Origin of the sequence: Gimesia sp. (assembly GCF_048260065.1) — a bacterium.
Lineage (GTDB): Bacteria > Planctomycetota > Planctomycetia > Planctomycetales > Planctomycetaceae > Gimesia.
Window position 1 is genome coordinate 170,930 of the sequence record NZ_JBLXHC010000003.1, and the last position, 17,626, is coordinate 188,555.

The following is a 17,626-nucleotide window of genomic DNA, read 5'->3' on the forward strand; positions in this document are numbered from 1 at the left end:
CGAGATATTCCGGTTATAGCGAAAAAACTCTTTGATCGGAGAAGACTGACAGATTCTTTCATTCAATGCTTGAGCCAGAGTGCAAAGTTGCGATGTCGTTCCTTTCGCACAATCTGAATTCAGAGTTCATTCAGAACCTTAAGATTGTTTCGCTGGCTCTTTCTGCCCCCGTGTATCCTGCAGCAGACCGGTATCACTGCTGCCAAATCGGTCGCGAAACCAGGATGCCACCTGATGACTCAGACGTAAGACATTTGCGATCGCAGATACAGGCGAGTAATACACGTAGCGATAGCTGTTTTCGACCGAGGTATACCAGTATTTCTTGGCATCCACGGCCCCAGTTCCCACATCCAGAAGCAGATCCCCCCGGTCCATGCTGTCATGCAGGATGCGTCCTATCAGCAGTCGCCCCAGTCCCTGATCAGAGACTTCAGGATCATAGCCCATACGCAAGCCGTTGATCAGACCGTTCTGGATATAATTATAACTGAACGCTGCCGGCTGACCGGAGAGAAAGATCAGGTTCAAATCGAATGCACCGGCGCGTACCGCGCTTTCATACGTATCTCGAAAAAACTGACACACTTTATCATGAGTGATCGTATTTCCGGTTGTGGAAGATCCCTGCCAGCTTTTTTCAGCAATCTGTTCGCACATCTGATAGAGGTCCCAGCGAGGATCACTTTCACCAAACGCTTCGCCACGGGGGCGATACCGCAGATGTTCAATCTCCCCCTGCGCCTGCAGGTTTCGCTCAGCCCGTGTATAAGTCTGTCGGGCTTTTCGAGGTCGGGCTTTCAGATACTCTTCCCACGACTGGCTCAGATCCACATACATGGCCTGTTCCCACAGGAACTTTTCAAACTCCATATTTTCTGCCTGGAATGCCCGCTCGGTCGCCCCGCCATCAAAGCCATCTGTCTCGATACACCGCAGATCAATCAGATCCCAGTCACGACGGGAGTTCAACAGGTATTGAAACGCAGCGCGCAGTGTCGATTCCTGATCGGGTGAGACCGGTCCATAGAAACTCCCCCAGTCATCAAAGGGAAAGGTTAATATACGACAGGAACCAAATTTCGATTTGATCTTTTTCCAGCAGAGAGGCAGGATGCCCGTGACTTCACCATTCTCACGCACGATCAACACTCGCAATTTCTGATCAGCCTCAAAATGTTTCCAGTAGACCTGCAGCCATTCCCGGGAACGGAAAAACGTCCCTCCCGGCGTGACGGACAGCAGCCTGGCCCAGTCACTCTGGAAATCATTTAACGCTTCAATCTCATTCAGTTCAATCACATCAGTCATGGCGGGCTTGTCTTATTTTCAATTAGAAATCATATCTGGCAGTCAGGACGTCATATCGCAGTCTCTCTGTACTTCACTGAAGCTTAGGTTACGTTCACTGATTTCCAAATTTATCTGAGTAAAGGAGGGAAATCTTAACGTCGGCCTGTAACAGATTTCAGGATTGAATCGAAACTGCGGACTGCATCACTGAGAGAATGGGGACACGCGCATCAGACATGAAAAACGGTAGAATCGACTCAAGCGGACTTTGAACGGAATCCGCCCTCAATGCCCCCTTGAATCGTCGGAGAATGCCTGCAAAAGGTCTGGGAGTTGATGCGCACAATTCCAAAGCAGTAAGATAGATTCAAGAACGGCACTCCTCGTTCCGTTTCAGAACTTGATTCGATTCACAGATCGCAAAGGACACCGACAGAAATGAAATATTTAATACTTATCGCAATTCTGGTTACTGGTTGTGCAGAGAATGCACCTGAAAAGGAAGCAGAAAAGACAGAGACTGCCATTGACCTCGGGAAAGCAGGTCTCCCCGTCCCGGAAAACTTACAGGTCGACTCCGCGGCTCTGGAACAGATCAAAGCAAAGCTGGACTGCATGGAGTGCGGCATCAAACGAGACGACAACTACGAAAGCATAACCGGTATCCGTTATTTTGTTGACTGTGACACACTCAAGTATGTTGTGACTTATGATCCAGAAAAAAATGAAGTAATGGAGTCAGAGCTGATCGAGAGCAAATGAAGCGGAAATAAGAGTGCCGAATAATCTGCTCTTGAGAGATTAAGAATAACTGAGCAGGCAAAGCCATCTCCAGTCTGCTGATCGGAGAAACTCAATAAGCAGATGATTGGAGAAATGTATCAGTAGCAATTCAATGAGGAGTAAAAATAGGGCCGACAGGACTCGAACCTGTAACCAACAAATTATGAGTTTGCTGCTCTAACCGATTGAGCTACGGCCCCAAATTGTTTTCTCATTGAGATTTACCACGATGATCTCGCTGAGGGACTGCGATTCGTGGCAGTTGTTTTTTAATGGATGTGCAAGGCTGATAGCTTACTGGACCTCCTGGAGCCTGTCAAAGGAACACGACTCGAAAGCGTCAATCCTGATTAACTTTCCGTCAATTCTAACCTGCTGTTGAAGTCAGACACGGGACAGGGTAAACAGGATCGTGAAGATATTCCATTTTCGGGATTTTCCCTGTCTCTCTTTGAGGCCCGCTTCCGATATGAACACACCCTCTCGCACTCCCCTTTGCGGCGGTTCAATTCGCCTGCTGTCATTTTGCAGCCTCTGTCTGATTTTAGGGGTCGTCCCTGGTCCGATCAAAGCAGAAAGCGATCCCGCTGCGTCAGGTGCTCCCATTCGTGTTGGTTCCGTGGTTGGCGGACACATTCACCCTGCCCTCTGTCGTGCTTCAAACGGTGATTTACTGGCAGTCTATAATGAAAATGGCGGGGGTGGAAAAGAACTGCTGCTCGCGAGATCCACTGATGGCGGCCTGACCTGGTCGGTCCGTCAGCCGATTCCCACAATCAAAGATTGTTCGATTTATCCCGGCTCACTGACCACTCTCAAAAGTGGTGAAATTGTTTTGCACTGGTCCTGCTACCGGGTGGAAGGCACACGTCGCTGGCGCGTGCCTCAATTCTGCACGTCGAAGGATCATGGCGTGACCTGGTCTCCCGTCACAGAAATCCCACTGGATGACTACACCAACTATACCTGCCTGCGGCACTCCATTCTGGAAATTGATGCGGACCACTGGGTCTGCCCCTTTTACGATCGCACGGTGATTTATGATCGCAGCAAAAATACGATCACGCCCTTCGGCGATGGTCGCAATCATGGCATGGTCCCCCTCATTCGCACCAGTCAGGGCACGCTCATCAGTGGTGCGCCACAAAAACATGCGCCCGTTCCCTCCGGAAAGCCAGGCAACATGGTTTACGGTCTGCGCTCAAACGATCAGGGACAAACCTGGCAGCCTCTGCAGTCATTCCCCTACTTTGGTGTTGCCGGTTACGATTTGACCACTCTAAAACAAGGTCCCGTTGTGCTCACATCGATCCTGTATGGCGTAGGCCGTGATGATGAATGGGCGTATGAACTGAAACTCTCCCACGATGCGGGTCAAACCTGGGACAACGATCACGCAGTCATCATTTATAACCCGGGCCGCCCGATTAAAGGGCGAGGCTGGCCTCGGACTGTGCAGATTGATGACAAAACCCTGGGTACCCTGTTCTTTGATCTGGATCCTAAACAGTCCGGCGGCCCCGGCGTATTCTTTATTCGCACACCACTGGCTGCATTTCAGTCAATTAAACCTTAATTGGTATTCCGTGCGATCTGACTGGCACGCCAGGCTTCTCCGTAGAGGGCAAATCCCAGTTGCACGCTCTTTGATGCATTGCGCAGTGCTATTGTCAGTTTCGGATCAAAAGGCGCCAGGCCACGCGTTCTTAACAGACTGGCAACCTGCATCACGACCGCCTGATCGTATCCCTCCAGCTGTGTGAACAGCGCATTCAAATCTTCCGCATGCTGTTTCACCAGACGTTCTGCATATTCAACAGCAGCCGTTTTCTTACCATCGCCGTCCGCATCAATCCAGACTGCTCCTGTTGAGCCCACCACCTGTGATTCAAATTCCGGGGAATCGGGCTGGTAAGGTTTCGCGAACTGCCAGTACGGCGCCGATACGCCGGGACCGGTCGCGATTGCCACCAGAAAACAATCGTGTGCAGGCAGTTTTAGTTTCCAGGTCTCCTGCCACTTAATGCCTCCCTGTTTTGAAGACTTGATCGGCTCGCTGCGAATTAACTGCCCGTTCGCATAAAGCTGGATCTGCTCTGCGGTCACCCATGCAGGTCCGGAAACCGTCAGTTTCACTTCCCATTCTTTTGCTGGAGGAACGAGTTCCCCTGGCCCAAATCGTGAATTGACTTTGATCTGTGTCAACAGCCCATACGACAGCAGCACTTTACCATCGACAAAGTTTTGAATGGTCTGCCTGACATCAATCTTACCCGGATCCTGATCAGCCGACTGCATGTAGGTTCGGGCCTGACCGACGATATAGCGACTGACATCATGCGAATCACTGCACCCCACGGGTGCCAGAAACTGACCACGATTCAGTGCACCGAACCAGTCACGATACAGCTGCAGCACATCGGTTTGCGTTGCTCCCGAGTTAATAATTTCCATCGCATTTGCCTGTAACCGCCAGCCATCGAGATTCTCTCCCGTCAGGCTGAGATGATTTTTCGGATCAAACGGTCGGTAGCTGGAATGAATATCTCGGGCATGATTCAAAATCACTGCCTGCACATCAGGCGTGGTTAGAATACTCTCAAAAATCGCGTCCCAGGCAGGAAGTTTGTAATCGGGGACCGGCCCCTCTTCCCGCACGGGAAACACATTGAAGTGCCCCCATTTTGTTGTCACTTCATTGCCGATCACGGGCGTGAAATACGGCTTTACCTTTAATTTTCGTGCGAGCGGTTCGTAGTTAATCTGTTTGTTATGATCGGTGGCAATCGGAAATTCGATCTGCTCTCCCGCCAGTGTCAGCATGCGTTCTTCCACGGAACAGTCGCCGTGCCCGGAATGAGTCAACGTATGGATGTGTGTATCACAGCTCACATAGCCCGATGTATCCACTTCCCGACCGATCTTAAGTTCGAGCTGCTGCTGATCCCCTTTTTTCAGGATCACGTGCCTCTGATCGATTCCGTACTCGAACCCCCGACCGGCGTACACCGTATATTCGCCCGCCGGCAATTGAAACTGCGTGTTCCCGTCGCGGGTATAAATCACTCCCGTTCGCACCGCCTGCCGTTCATTGGACTCAGCAGAGGTGACGACCAGTGTCCCCTCCGCATTCACAATGGTGATACGACAGGGAATACCCTGCTTTGAATCTTTGTCTGTCACAGTCAGCGACAATTGTGCTTCCGACAGAAACTCAGCAGCCGGTTCAGGCAGGAGTACCATTTCTCCCACGCGGATGTCATCAGGAGTGATCTTACCTGACTGGTAGATCCGTAATTCATTGATGCCTGTTTTCAGCGTGTTCGGCGGAACAGGTAACAGCAACTGCTGATCCTGCTCATGTCGAACCAGTTTTCCCAGAACTTTCCCATTGAGTTCGACATTCCAGGTCTGCTTGACATCCTGTTGACGCAATAACAAAACTGCCTCTTCGGCATTCGATTCTGCCTTAAATCGTAGAGACAGTTCTTTATCCTGTGCCTGTTCCGGAAACGTTGTCCATTCACGGTCACCCGAGTGGCGCAGATGCACCAGTGTCTCAGTGAGGATCAACGGATCTGCAGCCGACACCGCTTCTGTGAAGGCCAGAAAAATCAGCACGATCAAATAGGGGAATGCTGGCATGACGAGCGACTTTCATTTGATTTAACATGAAGAGGCAAGACCTGATTGAATCAGTGACCTGCTGTTTCTTTTTTGGTACTTTGCAGTAGATACGCCAACAGATCATGCAGCTCTTGCGGCGTGAGAATTTCCAGCAGATTCGCGGGCATCAATGAGAGTGGCGACTGCTGCTGCTCGTCAATTTCATTTTTCGCGATCGTAAACTCTTTCCCTTTATTATCGACGAAGACCACAACGGCCCCTTCTTCCCGCCGTCTCAAACCCGAAAAGATGCGCCCGGCATCCGTAATAACTGTCGTCGTGCGAAAATTGATATCAACCGCACGATTCGGATCCAGCACATCTTCCAGCAGCCGCTCCAGTCCCCGGTTCCCGATGCCATCCAACTGAGGTCCCACCACGGCACCTTTGCCTGCCAGTTGATGACAGACTGCACAGTTTTTTTCAAAGACCGCTTTTCCATTTTCCACTGATAATTCAAAGGAAGCATGCGATTTGAAATGTTGAGCTATATTTTCCTGTGTCTTTTTTTCACGGGGAGGCAAGGCACTGAGTAATTTTTTTGCCCGACGTTTGAGTTCTTGATCGGCTGACTGTTGAATCTGATTTTGTATCGCAGGTTCAGCCAGTAATTGTGGCGAGGCAACCCCCTGTTCCGCATAAGCGATCAGTCGCTCCATCCCCTTCGGCTGTCTCGCTATCTCGGCTGCCAAGGCTGTCTGCAGGCGTGAGGGATACCGCTTGAAAGCATGTTTCAGCAAGTCGTCCACCTCATCCTGCTTCTGCGCGATCACTGCCTGAATCACTGTCTGTTGAAAGCTGCCCGCCTCAGGATTTTGCGGGACAGGCAATGGAAACAGGGGACGAAACGTATCCGTGCCATCCAGTGAAATCACGGCGGAAGCCAGGTCATTTTTCAATTTGGGATCGAGTCGCTTTTGCGTCAACAGGGAAACGACCTGCTCGCGGGCGGCATGCAGTTTAAACGCTTCTACCAGAAAGGCAGCGGCAGACCAGCGGTTCACCTGCTGCTGCAGACTTTCGCGGGGAATCGAAACCACTTCCGGTTGAAAGCGCCCGATCGCCAGCCAGGCAAAAGCTTTGCCCGAATCACTGTCGACCACTTCCAGATAGCCTTCCGTCCCTGCAAACTCTTTCAGATCCCAGTGGACCTGTTGCGCCAGATCGTTCCGAGGCGCAGAGACCCGCTTGAGAACACGTTGATCCTCCAGGCGACGCAGCTGCACATAATTGAATCCGTTATCGGGTTGCCTGGGAAAGCCCGTGTGTCCGGCCAGATAAAAACTGAGTTCCGAAGGTATTGAAAAGGGTTGTGAGATCAGTCGTCCAGTCGCTCGTTCTCCAGCGGGCAGACTGCAGAAAAAGGGAGCCGACTCTTTCCCGTCGGCTGAAGCTCTCTGCTGCAGAGTCCAGGGATTTTCGCTGTTTTGCTCACCTGCAGGATAATTGACCCACTGCACAGACTGCATTCCCTGCTGCGTCAGTAAAGATTGAGTCAGCCGGGCAGCCCAGTCGGAAAGCGTAGCATCAATGCGCAACCCTTTCTGCTGATATCCCTGCAATACCGCTTTGATAATTTCCACCTGCAGATCAAGGTTCTCTGCCAGTCGCGTTTGCGCCAGCTGAATCACTTCGGATAATTTCTCCGCCGGTAAATTGCGCACCATATGCCGGAAGTATTCTGGCAATTTCTCCGGATTTACTGTTTCGGTCTGCAGATAACGCAGCAGATAAAGGGCCGCCTGCTCGCTGGGCACCGCCAGTGTAAGAGACGCCAGTTCGCTGCGCTGTTTCGAATTCAGCATCTGCCAGTCCAGTTGACTTAAAATATCATCATCCCGTATCTGTAACATCAGCGCCCGTCTCGTCACGTACTCCAGATGATGGTCAGCTGCAGGAATCTGCTGCTGTAATGCGAACAGTAAAGCAATGTTCTCCAGCGCAGGATGCAGCCCCAATGCTTCCGCGGCAGCGCGTTGCACAAACGCATTGGAATCCTGTAATGCGTGCGACACCTGCTGACGGAGCTGTGGACTCCAGGGTTTCTGTTCTGCCATTATTTTCACGGCATGAATTCGCACCAGCTCCGACGGACTGGATAAAGCGTTTACCAACAGACTGTCCGTCAACGCGTCCCTGCGAAACAATGTCCATAAAGCGTGTACTACGATTTCAGGCTGTTTCGCTTCCCGTACCGCTTTCTGTAACGGCTCAACTACGTCCAGGTCTGTCTGATCAGAAAGATAATCCGTGATCAGCATGCGGGTTGTCAGATTGGAAGTCCCCAGTGCAGCAATCAACTGATCGACATTCCTCTTCGAATGATCAACCGGAGAATGATCTTTGTTTTTGCAGACAATCCGCCAGATGCGTCCCCGATAGCGGTCACGCCCCGGATGATCGAGGGGGACCTCATAATGCCCGATGATCTTGTTATAAAAGTCGGCAACATACAACGCACCATCGGGTCCCTGGCGGAGATCGACCGGGCGAAACCAGGGATCCGTCGAGATCAGGAAATCGGGCTCTTCCTGCGCGATGATTGTCGAACCATGATACACGGGAGTATTCCGGTTGATGCGACTCGTCATCACATTCCCGCTGAAGAAATCGCCCTGGTACTCCTGGGGAAACTGATCCGCCGAAATAATTTCCACCCCCGCGATCGCAGTCGAACCATGCAGGTGTTCCATCATCGGTTTAACGAATCCCAGTCCGTCATGGGGTTTTCCAAAACTGGGATAGTAGCCGCCTCTGAGAATCTGGTAAATCGGCTTGGAGTGGCAGTCCGCCGTAAACAGGTTTCCTTTTTCATCAAAGGTGGAACCAAAGGGATTGACCTGCCCGTGAGTGAAATGTTCAAGCCGCGAACCATCCAGCCGCATCCGATAGGTATTTCCCGACTGCATCTCAACGACATGCCCGTCACTGCCACTCACTCGAGTCTGGTTGTTGAAACCATGATTGGCATACAACCAGCCGTCAAAGCCGCGACGAAAGGAGTTATTCATGCCGTGCGTATCACGTTCAAATCCCATCGGCCCGAACAGCTTTGTGACTTTGTCCGCGCGATCATCTCCGTCGGTATCTTCGTAATAACAGATATCGGGAATACTGAAAGCGATCACTCCATTTCGATAAGGATACAGACCGATCGGAATATTGAGCCCTTCTGCAAACGTGGAAATTTTGTCGGCACGACCATCGCCATTCGTGTCTTCCAGAATCTTGATCGCATCCTTCCCCTGCTCTCCCGCTTTGACGGGATAGGGATATTCGGACGATTCCGTGAGCCAGAGCCGACCCTTGATATCAAAGGCCATATTCAAAGGCTTCTGAATTTCAGGCTCGGCAGCGAACAACTGAATTTCAAACCCGGGAGGCAGTGTAAATGATTTCTGCTCTGCCTGCGGAGTGAGTGGATCAGTGGGACGAATAAATTCCCGGAAGGGGTCACCCGCCTTTTGAGCAAACACAATAGCCGGCATCAGCAGACACCAGCCGAGACACCACCAGGAGATCCGAAAATTCTGCATCATCGTTGCTTCACCCGTGAATCTTCAAAAGAAAAAACCCGTCTGCTGAAGGCACTGTCGTTCCAGCAGACGGGTTCAATCGTAAAGGATCAATTCAGCAGAATCAATCGGGAGTTAATCAAGTTCTTTGATATAAATATTGCGAAACTGCATCAGACTGCTGGCGGGGCTGAATGTCCCGTCTTTTAATTTTCCGCCATGATGCTGAAAGGCAATTGGCCCTTTCTCAGGTACTTCTGGCAGCTGTGCGTTTTCCAGAACCATTTCGTTATTCAGAATGACCGTCAGGCGATCCTTGATCATGATGATGATAAATTTATTCCATTCACCCACAGGTTTGTCGGCGTTGGTTTTAGGAGTCACCCCGGCCCGGACTTCCGGTGAAACCGATTGATTGCGACGATAGGAGTAAACTTCTCCCGATCCGATGGGCCAGCACCAGATATTGACCTGTGCTTTAGGAGTGCCTCGCAGATAAATTCCCGAGTCGGCATTCGGAAGCTCAACCGTGATCACATTCCCTTTAGCATCTTTCAGTTCTGAACCATCGGCTAAGACGATGGGCACTTTATACAGGCCCGTTGTTTCTTTAATCCGCCATTCGAGGCTCAAAATGAAATCGCCATACTCTTTTTCTGTCCAGAGATTCTTATCCCCTTTGGCTTCGCTCTGCGCATCATAGTCGATTACGCCTTCCACAATTTTCCAGTGCCCGTTGTCCCCTTCCGGAAGTTTCCAGCCGGTAAAATCTTCGCCGTTAAACAGGGATGTGTAACCGGGATGCAGAGCATCCTCAGGTGAAATTTTCACGATTGCGCCATCGGTGATACTGCCCGCTTTGGGCAGTGGTTTGGGTAATGTTTTTTGTTTGGCAGGCTGGAGTTCTTTCTGAGCCAGAACTTCGCTCTGTCCCCCCAGGAAACTGACGGCACACAAACATAACCCCCAGCCGAGCACCTTATATTTACAACTCATGATTTACCTTCTCTTAAAATGGAACATCTTGGCGGAATTTTCACTGCCGCACTGCAACAGTCGTTAGAAGTTTATCGTATCGCAACACTGTTCGCCTTCCCACCCAAATACACAACTTTGTTAAGAGAAAGCACAGTGTAAGTTTGTGTCAATGCGGTTGAGAGAGGGTGAAATGAAATTGATTTCTCAGGCACCGCACAGTACCCTGATAGATAAGTCAACTTCGATCTCATTCCGAATTTCTCACCTGACTTTGAGAGAATCCTCCATGTACGTTCCTTCTGCTCTCACGGCGCGGACATTGAGCTGCAGCCTCTGTATCGCTCTGCTAATGAGCCTGCTAGTTAGTGCTGCTGCTTCAGCAGAAGAAGCTCCGCTCACAGCGCACGAGAAGTTCTACCTTCAGAAGATCCGCCCCCTCTTAGAACAGAAGTGCCTGGGCTGCCACGGCAGCACTCCCGATGATATCAAAGGGGAGTACAACATGCTGACGCGAGAGTCACTGATCAAAGGGGGGGAATCAGGTGAACCAGCGGTGATCGTCGGTAAACCTGAGCAGAGCCCCTTCTGGAAGGCAGTCACCTGGAAAGACGACAGTATCCAGATGCCGCCTCAGGAACGCAATCGCTTGTCCGCAGCGGAAATCGCCGACCTGAAACAGTGGATCTCGGAGGGAGCGGTCTGGACGGAGAGAGAACTCCCCACTTCCAACTCAGCGACATCCAGTCAAAACACGGCCATCACCATGTCCACCTCGGGAGGACAGAGCCCGACCTGGACCAATCGAACGTATGAGCCGGAAGATATCTGGGCCTATCAACCCATACAACGTTCGCCGATTCCCTGGCAGGCACTCTCTAAGAATCAGAGCTCCCAGCGTCATCCGATCGATGCCTTTATTCAGCAGAAACTCAAGCAGCAACAATTGATCGCTTCTTCGCCTGCAGAGAAAAAAACACTCCTGCGTCGTGCCACGTATGATCTGACCGGCCTGCCCCCCACATTAAAACAGATTCGTAATTTCGAAAATGCTCCAGATCAACACAGCTGGTCACAGCTTATTAAGCAACTGATGGAGACTCCTCAATATGGCGAGCAGATGGCACAGATGTGGATCGACGTCGTCCGCTATGCCGACACCAGCGGATTTGCCAACGATTACGAACGCCCCAATGCCTGGCGCTATCGCGATTACCTGGTGCGCAGTTTTAACGCTGACAAACCCTATGACAAGTTCATCATCGAACAGTTGGCCGGCGATGAACTTGATCCAGACGACCCGGAACTGCTGATCGCCACTGGTTTCCTTCGCAGCGGTCCCTGGGAGCATACAGGAATGAGTGTCGCCGCGGTCACACGCCAGCTCTTCCTGGATGACATCACCCAGAGTGTAGGCGTCAGTTTTCTCGCTCACAGTTTTCGTTGTGCCAAATGTCACGATCACAAGTTCGACCCGGTCCCAACCCGCGATTATTACCGCATTCAGGCTGTCTTCGCTCCGGTTCAGTTTGCAGACCGTAAAGTCGAATATCAGCCTTACGAAAATATCTCCGGCTTTGCCGACATGAAAGCCCGCACCGAACGACTGCTCGCAGAAACCCAGGCACAGCAACAACAGTTCAAAGAGAAAACAGATGCCGCGATTGCAGCGTGGCTTAAAGAAAACGGTTATAAAAACCTCAAACAGGTGACCGCCGACAAACGCCCCCCTCTCAGGTGGTTTGGCTTAACCGAACTCGAAAAGAGTCTGCTGAAAATCAATAACAAACGCATTGATTATTTTGAGCGGGAACTCAAACGATACGAACCTTATGCGTTTAGTGTCTATAACGGACCTCCCAACAATTACCGTTCAACCAAAACAGTCAACCTCATCCCGAATGCAAAACAACAGCAGGGTGATATTCAGCAGACCTTCATCCTCGCCGGCGGAGCAATCACGGCACCGACAGACAAAGTGACCCCGGGAGTCCTCAGTGCGATGGCTGGTTCCAACAGTACCAGAGAACCGAATGCCTGGAATACCATCCCTCAGTCAACCACAGGCAGACGCCTGGCTCTGGCCCGCTGGATTGCCAGTTCGAACAATACTCTGACCGCGCGGGTCATTGTGAACCGCATCTGGCAGATGCATTTCGGCACTGGACTAGTCGCCACCCCCAACAACTTCGGTCAGAAAGGCGCGAAACCTTCTCACCCGGAACTCCTGGACTGGCTCGCGACCTGGTTCATGGATCATGGCTGGTCGATCAAACAACTGCATCATCTGATCATGACGTCCGACACATATCAGCAGAGCAGCTTTCCTGTGGATGCGGCACGAGTTCAAACAGTCGATCCGAATAATCGACTGCTCTCTCATTTCCCCACTCGCAGAATGACTGCAGAACAGCTTCGCGATTCCCTGCTCTGTATGACAGACGAACTGAATCCGGAAATGGGTGGGCCGGGCGTTTTTCCGGAAATCAACTGGGAAGTCGCTCTGCAGCCCCGTCACATCATGGGATCAGTGGCTCCCGCGTATCAGCCGATGCCATTGCCCCGCCAGAGAAACCGCCGCACCCTGTATGCGTTTCGCTATCGCACTCTGTCTGACCCGATGCTGGAAGTCTTCAATCGACCGGGGAGCGAATCTTCATGCGAACGCCGCGATGAAACAACGGTAACTCCGCAGGCGTTTGCTCTGTTCAACGGTCAATTCACGCACGATCGCGCCCTGGCACTGGCTCACAAAATCAGTCAGGAATCAAAAACGCAGGAAGACGCGGTTCAGCGTGCTTTCCAGCAGGTTATGTTACGCCCACCAGAGAGTTCAGAACTGCAGCTGGCTCTGAAACATGTTCGGCAAATGCAGACATATCACGAAGAGCATCCTCCCCGGAAGATTCCTCTGCCCCGCGAAGTAAAACGGGAAATGATTGAAGAGCTGACGGGTGAATCGTTCAGCTGGACCGAAAAACTGGATCTCTCAGAAAATTATCAGCAGGATCTCAAACCGTGGGACGTAGATGCAGAAACCCGCGCCCTGGCGGAACTGTGCCTTGTCCTGATGAACTCCAACGAATTTATTTATTTGCGATAACAGGCCCATGCATCGATTACAACGCCGCGACTTTCTCTATGGAATGAGTGCCAGCCTGGGCACAGTCGCCCTCAATGCGCTCCTGCAGGCAGAAGAAAAGCCCTCATCCCCGCCGGAAAATCTCCAGCGGGAAAAGCCACTCGCACCCCGTGATCCACATCACAAGCCCCGCGCCAAAGCATGTATTTTCCTGTTCATGGAAGGGGGCCCCAGTCATCTGGATACATTCGATCCCAAGCCAGAGCTGGAAAAACTCCACCTGAAAGAATTCGTACGCGAAGACAAACAGGTCTCCGCGATGGCCAGCGGGAAACGGTACTACATCAAAAGCCCGTTCAAACATAAACGGGCCGGCGAATCGGGCATTTCCCTCTGCGAACACTTTTCACATCTCTCTGAAGTCGCTGATGACCTCTGCGTCTACCATGGTCTGCAGGCAGAGTCGATCAATCACCCCACCGCCTGTTACCACATGAATACCGGCAACCGGTTTGGCGGTGACCCGGCTATCGGCTCCTGGATGACCTACGGACTGGGAACCGAAAATCAGAACCTGCCCGCGTTCATCGTCCTGCCTGAAGTTGCTTATCCGCAGGGAGGCTCTGCCAACTGGTCGAACGGATTCTTGCCCGCTTACTTTCAGGGAACAGCATTGCGTTCGCAAGGCTCTCCCATTCTGGATCTGAATCCTCCCGCGCACGTCACCCGCGAGACCCAACGTAAAAACCTGGATCTGCTGTCACAGCTGAATCAGGTAGACATGCAGCGACACCCGCACGAAGAAGTTCTGGCAGCCCGCATGGAATCGTACGAACTCGCATTTCGCATGCAGGCACAGGTGCCCGATATCATCAACCTTGATCAGGAAACCAGGCAGACCCAGGAAATGTATGGCCTGGGGCAACCCGAGACAGACAGCTTCGGTCGTCGCTGCCTGCTGGCACGGAAGCTGGTGGAAGAAGGAGTCCGCTTCGTTCAGATCTATGCTGCTGGCTGGGATTCGCATGACTTCCTGGAACGATCCCACAAAGCACGTATGCAGGCGGTCGACAAACCCATTGCAGCTCTGCTGAAGGACCTGAAAGCGCGGGGACTGCTGGAAGACACTCTTGTCGTCTGGACGGGCGAATTCGGTCGCTCCCCTGATAATGGCATCCGCAGCGGCAGACAGGCCGCCGGTCGAGACCACAACGCCAAAGGAATGGCACTCTGGATGGCAGGGGGCGGCGTGAAAGCCGGCCATCGCATCGGAGCCACCGACGAAATCGGCGATCACGCAGTCGAAATCGTCAACCCGATCAAAAACCTGCACATTACCCTGGAACACATCATGGGACTGGATGACAACCAGCTGACCTACTTCCACGAAGGCCGTTTTAAAGTCCTGAGCCAGACAGGAGGGTCCGTGATCAATGAATTACTTGGCTGAACCAGGACGATGATTTTCAATCTTCCTCACTACTGAGTGACTTTTTCATTTTCTGATGCGGAATGGAAACCGACAGAAACTCATCCCCTTCCACTTCATAACCCAGTTTTTGATAAAACCCCACCGCAGAAATGCGTGCATCCAGTTCCAGCAATTGAAACCCCCGCTGTTTCAGATAGTCCTCCATATTGATCAACAGTTTTTTACCCAACCCCTGATTTTGAAATTCAGACGCAACCGCCATCTGTCGAACTTTTGCTTTCACAGCAGAAACGGGAACCACCAGCACACACGCAATAACCCGCTCTCCTTCCAGAATTCCAAAATGAAAATAATCGACTTCAGCTGATAGATCTTCCTCCCTTAAATCCAGACCCAAAGGCTGGCGTAAGATCTTGTTACGTAACTGACAAGCCTGATCATAGTGAGCAGACTGGAAAGGTATTTCAATAAAATTCATCGATCGATCAACGGCTTTCTTATCGCGAAGCACCCCACACTCAATGTTAAATCCCCACGCATTTTATCGTAAATGACTCAGAAACTTCAGCTGGAACATCAATAAAACTGCAGACTTACCGTTTTTCTCAATTTTCCGAGGCTAATTTCACCACCTTCACGATGTATTCAATAAGGGTTGGGAGTGTAAAGACTTCTCTCGTCGCGACTCAGTGAGAGGTATTAAAAAATGGCGGTAGTAACCGACCGGACAACTGAATTTATCATGCTGTTCTCCCGGCATAGTCAGAGAATCTACCGATTCATCAGATCGCTCGTAGATAATCGGACCGATGCCGAGGAGATTTATCAGAATACGTGCACGGTACTCTGGTCAAAATTTGACACCTTCGAGTCGGGATCGAATTTCTGGGCCTGGAGCTGCCAGATCGTGCGCTACGAAGTTCTCAATTACCGACGACGACAAAACCTCGAACGAAACATCTTCAGCAACGAGTTCTATAACCGCGTTGCCGAAAGTGCCATGGTGACCGTTGACGAACTGGACCAGCAACAGGCGGCTCTCTCAGTCTGCTTCGAACTGTTGTCGCAAAGACAGAAAGAAGTCCTCGAAAAAATATACGAACCGGATGCCAGCCCCAATTCGGTCGCGCAGGATCTGAAACGATCGCCAAATGCCATCTACAAAACTCTGAAACGGGCACACGATCTTCTTTTCAGCTGTATTCAAAGACGCCTTCAATCGGGAGACCTTTTCTGATGTTAACTCCTGAGGAACAGGAAGAACTGATGCAACTCTGCTGGGAATACCAGTATGGAAATCTCACATCCCGACAGGCCAGCCACCTGGAAAAACTGGTTCTCCAGTCCGATTCCGCCCGAGATTTCTTTATCCAGTATTCCGGGATGTGCGCGAACCTGGAATGGGAAGGAATTGTTGACCCCGGCCCACTGGGGCGTTCGTCAGATTACGAACCACTCCCCTCCGGTGAACTCAAAACCATCCCCGATCATCTGGGAACCGCTCCCGCGGCGCCGGATCGCCGAAAAGTGTTATCCGCGATCCTGGCATTTTCAATCTGCATCTTAGCCGCCGCGTACCTCTTAACTTCTTCACTCCTGCTTAATCAGGCCCCTCGTTATCTGGTCCGGATCATTAATACAAAAAACGTGGTCTGGTCTGCAGGAAAGCAAAACTGGCGACAGGACGACCTGCTGCATGCCGGCGATCTGCTTCACCTCAGTTCCGGAATGATCGAACTGGAAACCATCTCAGGTGCAAAAATCATTCTTAAAGGCGAATCACACCTGACGCTCGTCCAACCAGATCAGTTCATGCTCGATCAGGGCAATCTCTTTGCTCATGTTCCCCCTCAGTCCCAGGGACTGACAGTCGATACCCCTGCATCACGAGTCGTGGACCTGGGTACCTCGTTCGGACTGATTGTGACTCCTGCCCGTGAGACAGAGGTGCACGTTCTCAAAGGGCTGGTCCGATTCGACCTGCTTGATGAAAATCGACAGACAACCATTACCCGGGATCTGACGGAAAACATCGCGGTCCGTGTGCAACCTGACTCCAGGAAAATGACGCGTATCAAATCAACGCCGGAACTGTTCGTACAAAACCTCGTGCCGGATCAACCGCAGTTAATTGCACACTGGAAACTAAGTGAACCGGAAGCTTCATCAATTGCCCATGATTCCGGCGAGCATCAGCTGCATCTGAAAATACTGGAAGATCAGGGGCAGTCTCCCTTCGCTGGCTGCCAGGCGCCCCAGAACATCACATCAGCAGCCGGCCCGTTTGAAACGCAATACCATAAACTGTTTCGCACGTTCTCAGAACAGGAAGCGTCGCTGTTCGATATGCAGCGATTCACGATTGAACTCTGGGCGCGCAACCCAAACATCAAACAGCAGGGTGATTCTGACACACTGTTTCATTATCGAAATACAAACCTGCATTCCACGTCTCAATTCAATCTGTTTACTGACGATCGTTCCGGCATTCTGGGCTTCGGATTCCTGAATACAGAAGATCAATATCGTTCGTTTCACATTGAAAAGAGAGTCCCCTGGGATCAAGACCGCTGGTATCACATCGTTTTCACTTATGATGCAAACTCTGCTGCTCCACATGACAGCATTGTGACTTTCACGAGAACACCGGAATTCAGCTCCAGGCCCGATCTGCAACAGACGCTCACCAATATTCCGGACATCGCTCCCTTGACGCCAGGAGGCATTCTGGCCATCGGCGGATCTACGCTTACAGATATCTCACGACACTGGGGAGGTGAGATCTCCGATGTCCGCTTTATCAATGGAATCCCCGCACGTTATCTGCAGCAGCGGAATTCGAACTAAAAATAACTATTTTCGAGTCTTGTGAACGGTTCT

General features: G+C 51.3%; 11 protein-coding genes and 1 tRNA gene. 6 read left to right on the forward strand and 6 right to left on the reverse strand.

Annotated elements, in window-relative coordinates:
- Nucleotides 1–138 precede the first annotated feature (138 nt).
- On the reverse strand, nucleotides 139–1,311 hold the full coding sequence (locus tag ACN0YN_RS06860) for a GNAT family N-acetyltransferase (protein ID WP_417384260.1): 1,173 nt from the start codon (nucleotides 1,309–1,311) through the stop codon (nucleotides 139–141).
- Between the two features lie 420 nt (nucleotides 1,312–1,731).
- Between ACN0YN_RS06860 and ACN0YN_RS06865 the strand changes: the two genes are divergently transcribed.
- Nucleotides 1,732–2,055, forward strand: coding sequence for a hypothetical protein (locus ACN0YN_RS06865; RefSeq protein WP_417384261.1), 324 nt, complete (start codon nucleotides 1,732–1,734; stop codon nucleotides 2,053–2,055).
- A 147-nt stretch (nucleotides 2,056–2,202) separates the two neighbouring features.
- On the opposite strand, the gene ACN0YN_RS06870 is transcribed toward ACN0YN_RS06865, so the two are convergent.
- Nucleotides 2,203–2,276, reverse strand: a tRNA-Ile gene (locus ACN0YN_RS06870).
- A 269-nt stretch (nucleotides 2,277–2,545) separates the two neighbouring features.
- Between ACN0YN_RS06870 and ACN0YN_RS06875 the strand changes: the two genes are divergently transcribed.
- Nucleotides 2,546–3,652, forward strand: coding sequence for a sialidase family protein (locus tag ACN0YN_RS06875; RefSeq protein ID WP_417384262.1), 1,107 nt, complete (start codon nucleotides 2,546–2,548; stop codon nucleotides 3,650–3,652).
- On the opposite strand, the gene ACN0YN_RS06880 is transcribed toward ACN0YN_RS06875, so the two are convergent.
- The 3 genes from ACN0YN_RS06880 to ACN0YN_RS06890 all read right to left on the reverse strand — a co-directional run bounded on the left by ACN0YN_RS06880 (nucleotide 3,649) and on the right by ACN0YN_RS06890 (nucleotide 10,253).
- The gene (locus ACN0YN_RS06880) at nucleotides 3,649–5,721 is read right to left on the reverse strand and encodes a CehA/McbA family metallohydrolase (RefSeq protein WP_417384263.1); all 2,073 of its coding nucleotides are present in this window, start codon (nucleotides 5,719–5,721) and stop codon (nucleotides 3,649–3,651) included. The two genes, ACN0YN_RS06875 and ACN0YN_RS06880, sit on opposite strands and share 4 nt — an antisense overlap.
- Before the next feature lie 50 nt (nucleotides 5,722–5,771).
- Nucleotides 5,772–9,281 (reverse strand): PVC-type heme-binding CxxCH protein, encoded by a 3,510-nt coding sequence (locus ACN0YN_RS06885; RefSeq protein ID WP_417384264.1) that lies wholly within the window; start codon nucleotides 9,279–9,281, stop codon nucleotides 5,772–5,774.
- A gap of 111 nt (nucleotides 9,282–9,392) precedes the next feature.
- A complete protein-coding gene (locus ACN0YN_RS06890) occupies nucleotides 9,393–10,253 on the reverse strand; it encodes a 3-keto-disaccharide hydrolase (RefSeq protein WP_417384265.1) in 861 nt (286 codons plus the stop codon).
- 268 nt (nucleotides 10,254–10,521) lie between these two features.
- On the opposite strand from ACN0YN_RS06890, the gene ACN0YN_RS06895 reads away from it, so the two are divergent.
- Nucleotides 10,522–13,335, forward strand: a complete 2,814-nt coding sequence (locus tag ACN0YN_RS06895) for a PSD1 and planctomycete cytochrome C domain-containing protein (RefSeq protein ID WP_417384266.1) — start codon at nucleotides 10,522–10,524, stop codon at nucleotides 13,333–13,335.
- A gap of 7 nt (nucleotides 13,336–13,342) precedes the next feature.
- Nucleotides 13,343–14,764 (forward strand): DUF1501 domain-containing protein, encoded by a 1,422-nt coding sequence (locus ACN0YN_RS06900; RefSeq protein ID WP_417384267.1) that lies wholly within the window; start codon nucleotides 13,343–13,345, stop codon nucleotides 14,762–14,764.
- Nucleotides 14,765–14,780: 16 nt separating this feature from the next.
- Here the strand turns inward: ACN0YN_RS06900 and ACN0YN_RS06905 are convergent, their stop codons facing one another.
- Complete coding sequence (locus tag ACN0YN_RS06905; RefSeq protein WP_417384268.1) at nucleotides 14,781–15,257, reverse strand: GNAT family N-acetyltransferase; 477 nt, start codon at nucleotides 15,255–15,257, stop codon at nucleotides 14,781–14,783.
- A 195-nt stretch (nucleotides 15,258–15,452) separates the two neighbouring features.
- Here ACN0YN_RS06905 and ACN0YN_RS06910 point away from each other — a divergent pair, with 195 nt between their 5' ends.
- Complete coding sequence (locus tag ACN0YN_RS06910) at nucleotides 15,453–15,983, forward strand: sigma-70 family RNA polymerase sigma factor (protein ID WP_417384269.1); 531 nt, start codon at nucleotides 15,453–15,455, stop codon at nucleotides 15,981–15,983.
- Nucleotides 15,983–17,593, forward strand: coding sequence for a FecR domain-containing protein (locus ACN0YN_RS06915; RefSeq protein ID WP_417384270.1), 1,611 nt, complete (start codon nucleotides 15,983–15,985; stop codon nucleotides 17,591–17,593). Before ACN0YN_RS06910 ends, ACN0YN_RS06915 begins: the two co-directional genes overlap by 1 nt.
- Nucleotides 17,594–17,626 lie beyond the last annotated feature (33 nt).

Coding starts and splice junctions, on each gene's coding strand:
- ACN0YN_RS06860 (WP_417384260.1), bottom strand. CDS start 1,311: ATGACTGATGTGATTGAACTGAATGAGATTGAAGCGTTAAATGATTTC.
- ACN0YN_RS06865 (WP_417384261.1), top strand. CDS start 1,732: ATGAAATATTTAATACTTATCGCAATTCTGGTTACTGGTTGTGCAGAG.
- ACN0YN_RS06875 (WP_417384262.1), top strand. CDS start 2,546: ATGAACACACCCTCTCGCACTCCCCTTTGCGGCGGTTCAATTCGCCTG.
- ACN0YN_RS06880 (WP_417384263.1), bottom strand. CDS start 5,721: ATGCCAGCATTCCCCTATTTGATCGTGCTGATTTTTCTGGCCTTCACA.
- ACN0YN_RS06885 (WP_417384264.1), bottom strand. CDS start 9,281: ATGATGCAGAATTTTCGGATCTCCTGGTGGTGTCTCGGCTGGTGTCTG.
- ACN0YN_RS06890 (WP_417384265.1), bottom strand. CDS start 10,253: ATGAGTTGTAAATATAAGGTGCTCGGCTGGGGGTTATGTTTGTGTGCC.
- ACN0YN_RS06895 (WP_417384266.1), top strand. CDS start 10,522: ATGTACGTTCCTTCTGCTCTCACGGCGCGGACATTGAGCTGCAGCCTC.
- ACN0YN_RS06900 (WP_417384267.1), top strand. CDS start 13,343: ATGCATCGATTACAACGCCGCGACTTTCTCTATGGAATGAGTGCCAGC.
- ACN0YN_RS06910 (WP_417384269.1), top strand. CDS start 15,453: ATGGCGGTAGTAACCGACCGGACAACTGAATTTATCATGCTGTTCTCC.
- ACN0YN_RS06915 (WP_417384270.1), top strand. CDS start 15,983: ATGTTAACTCCTGAGGAACAGGAAGAACTGATGCAACTCTGCTGGGAA.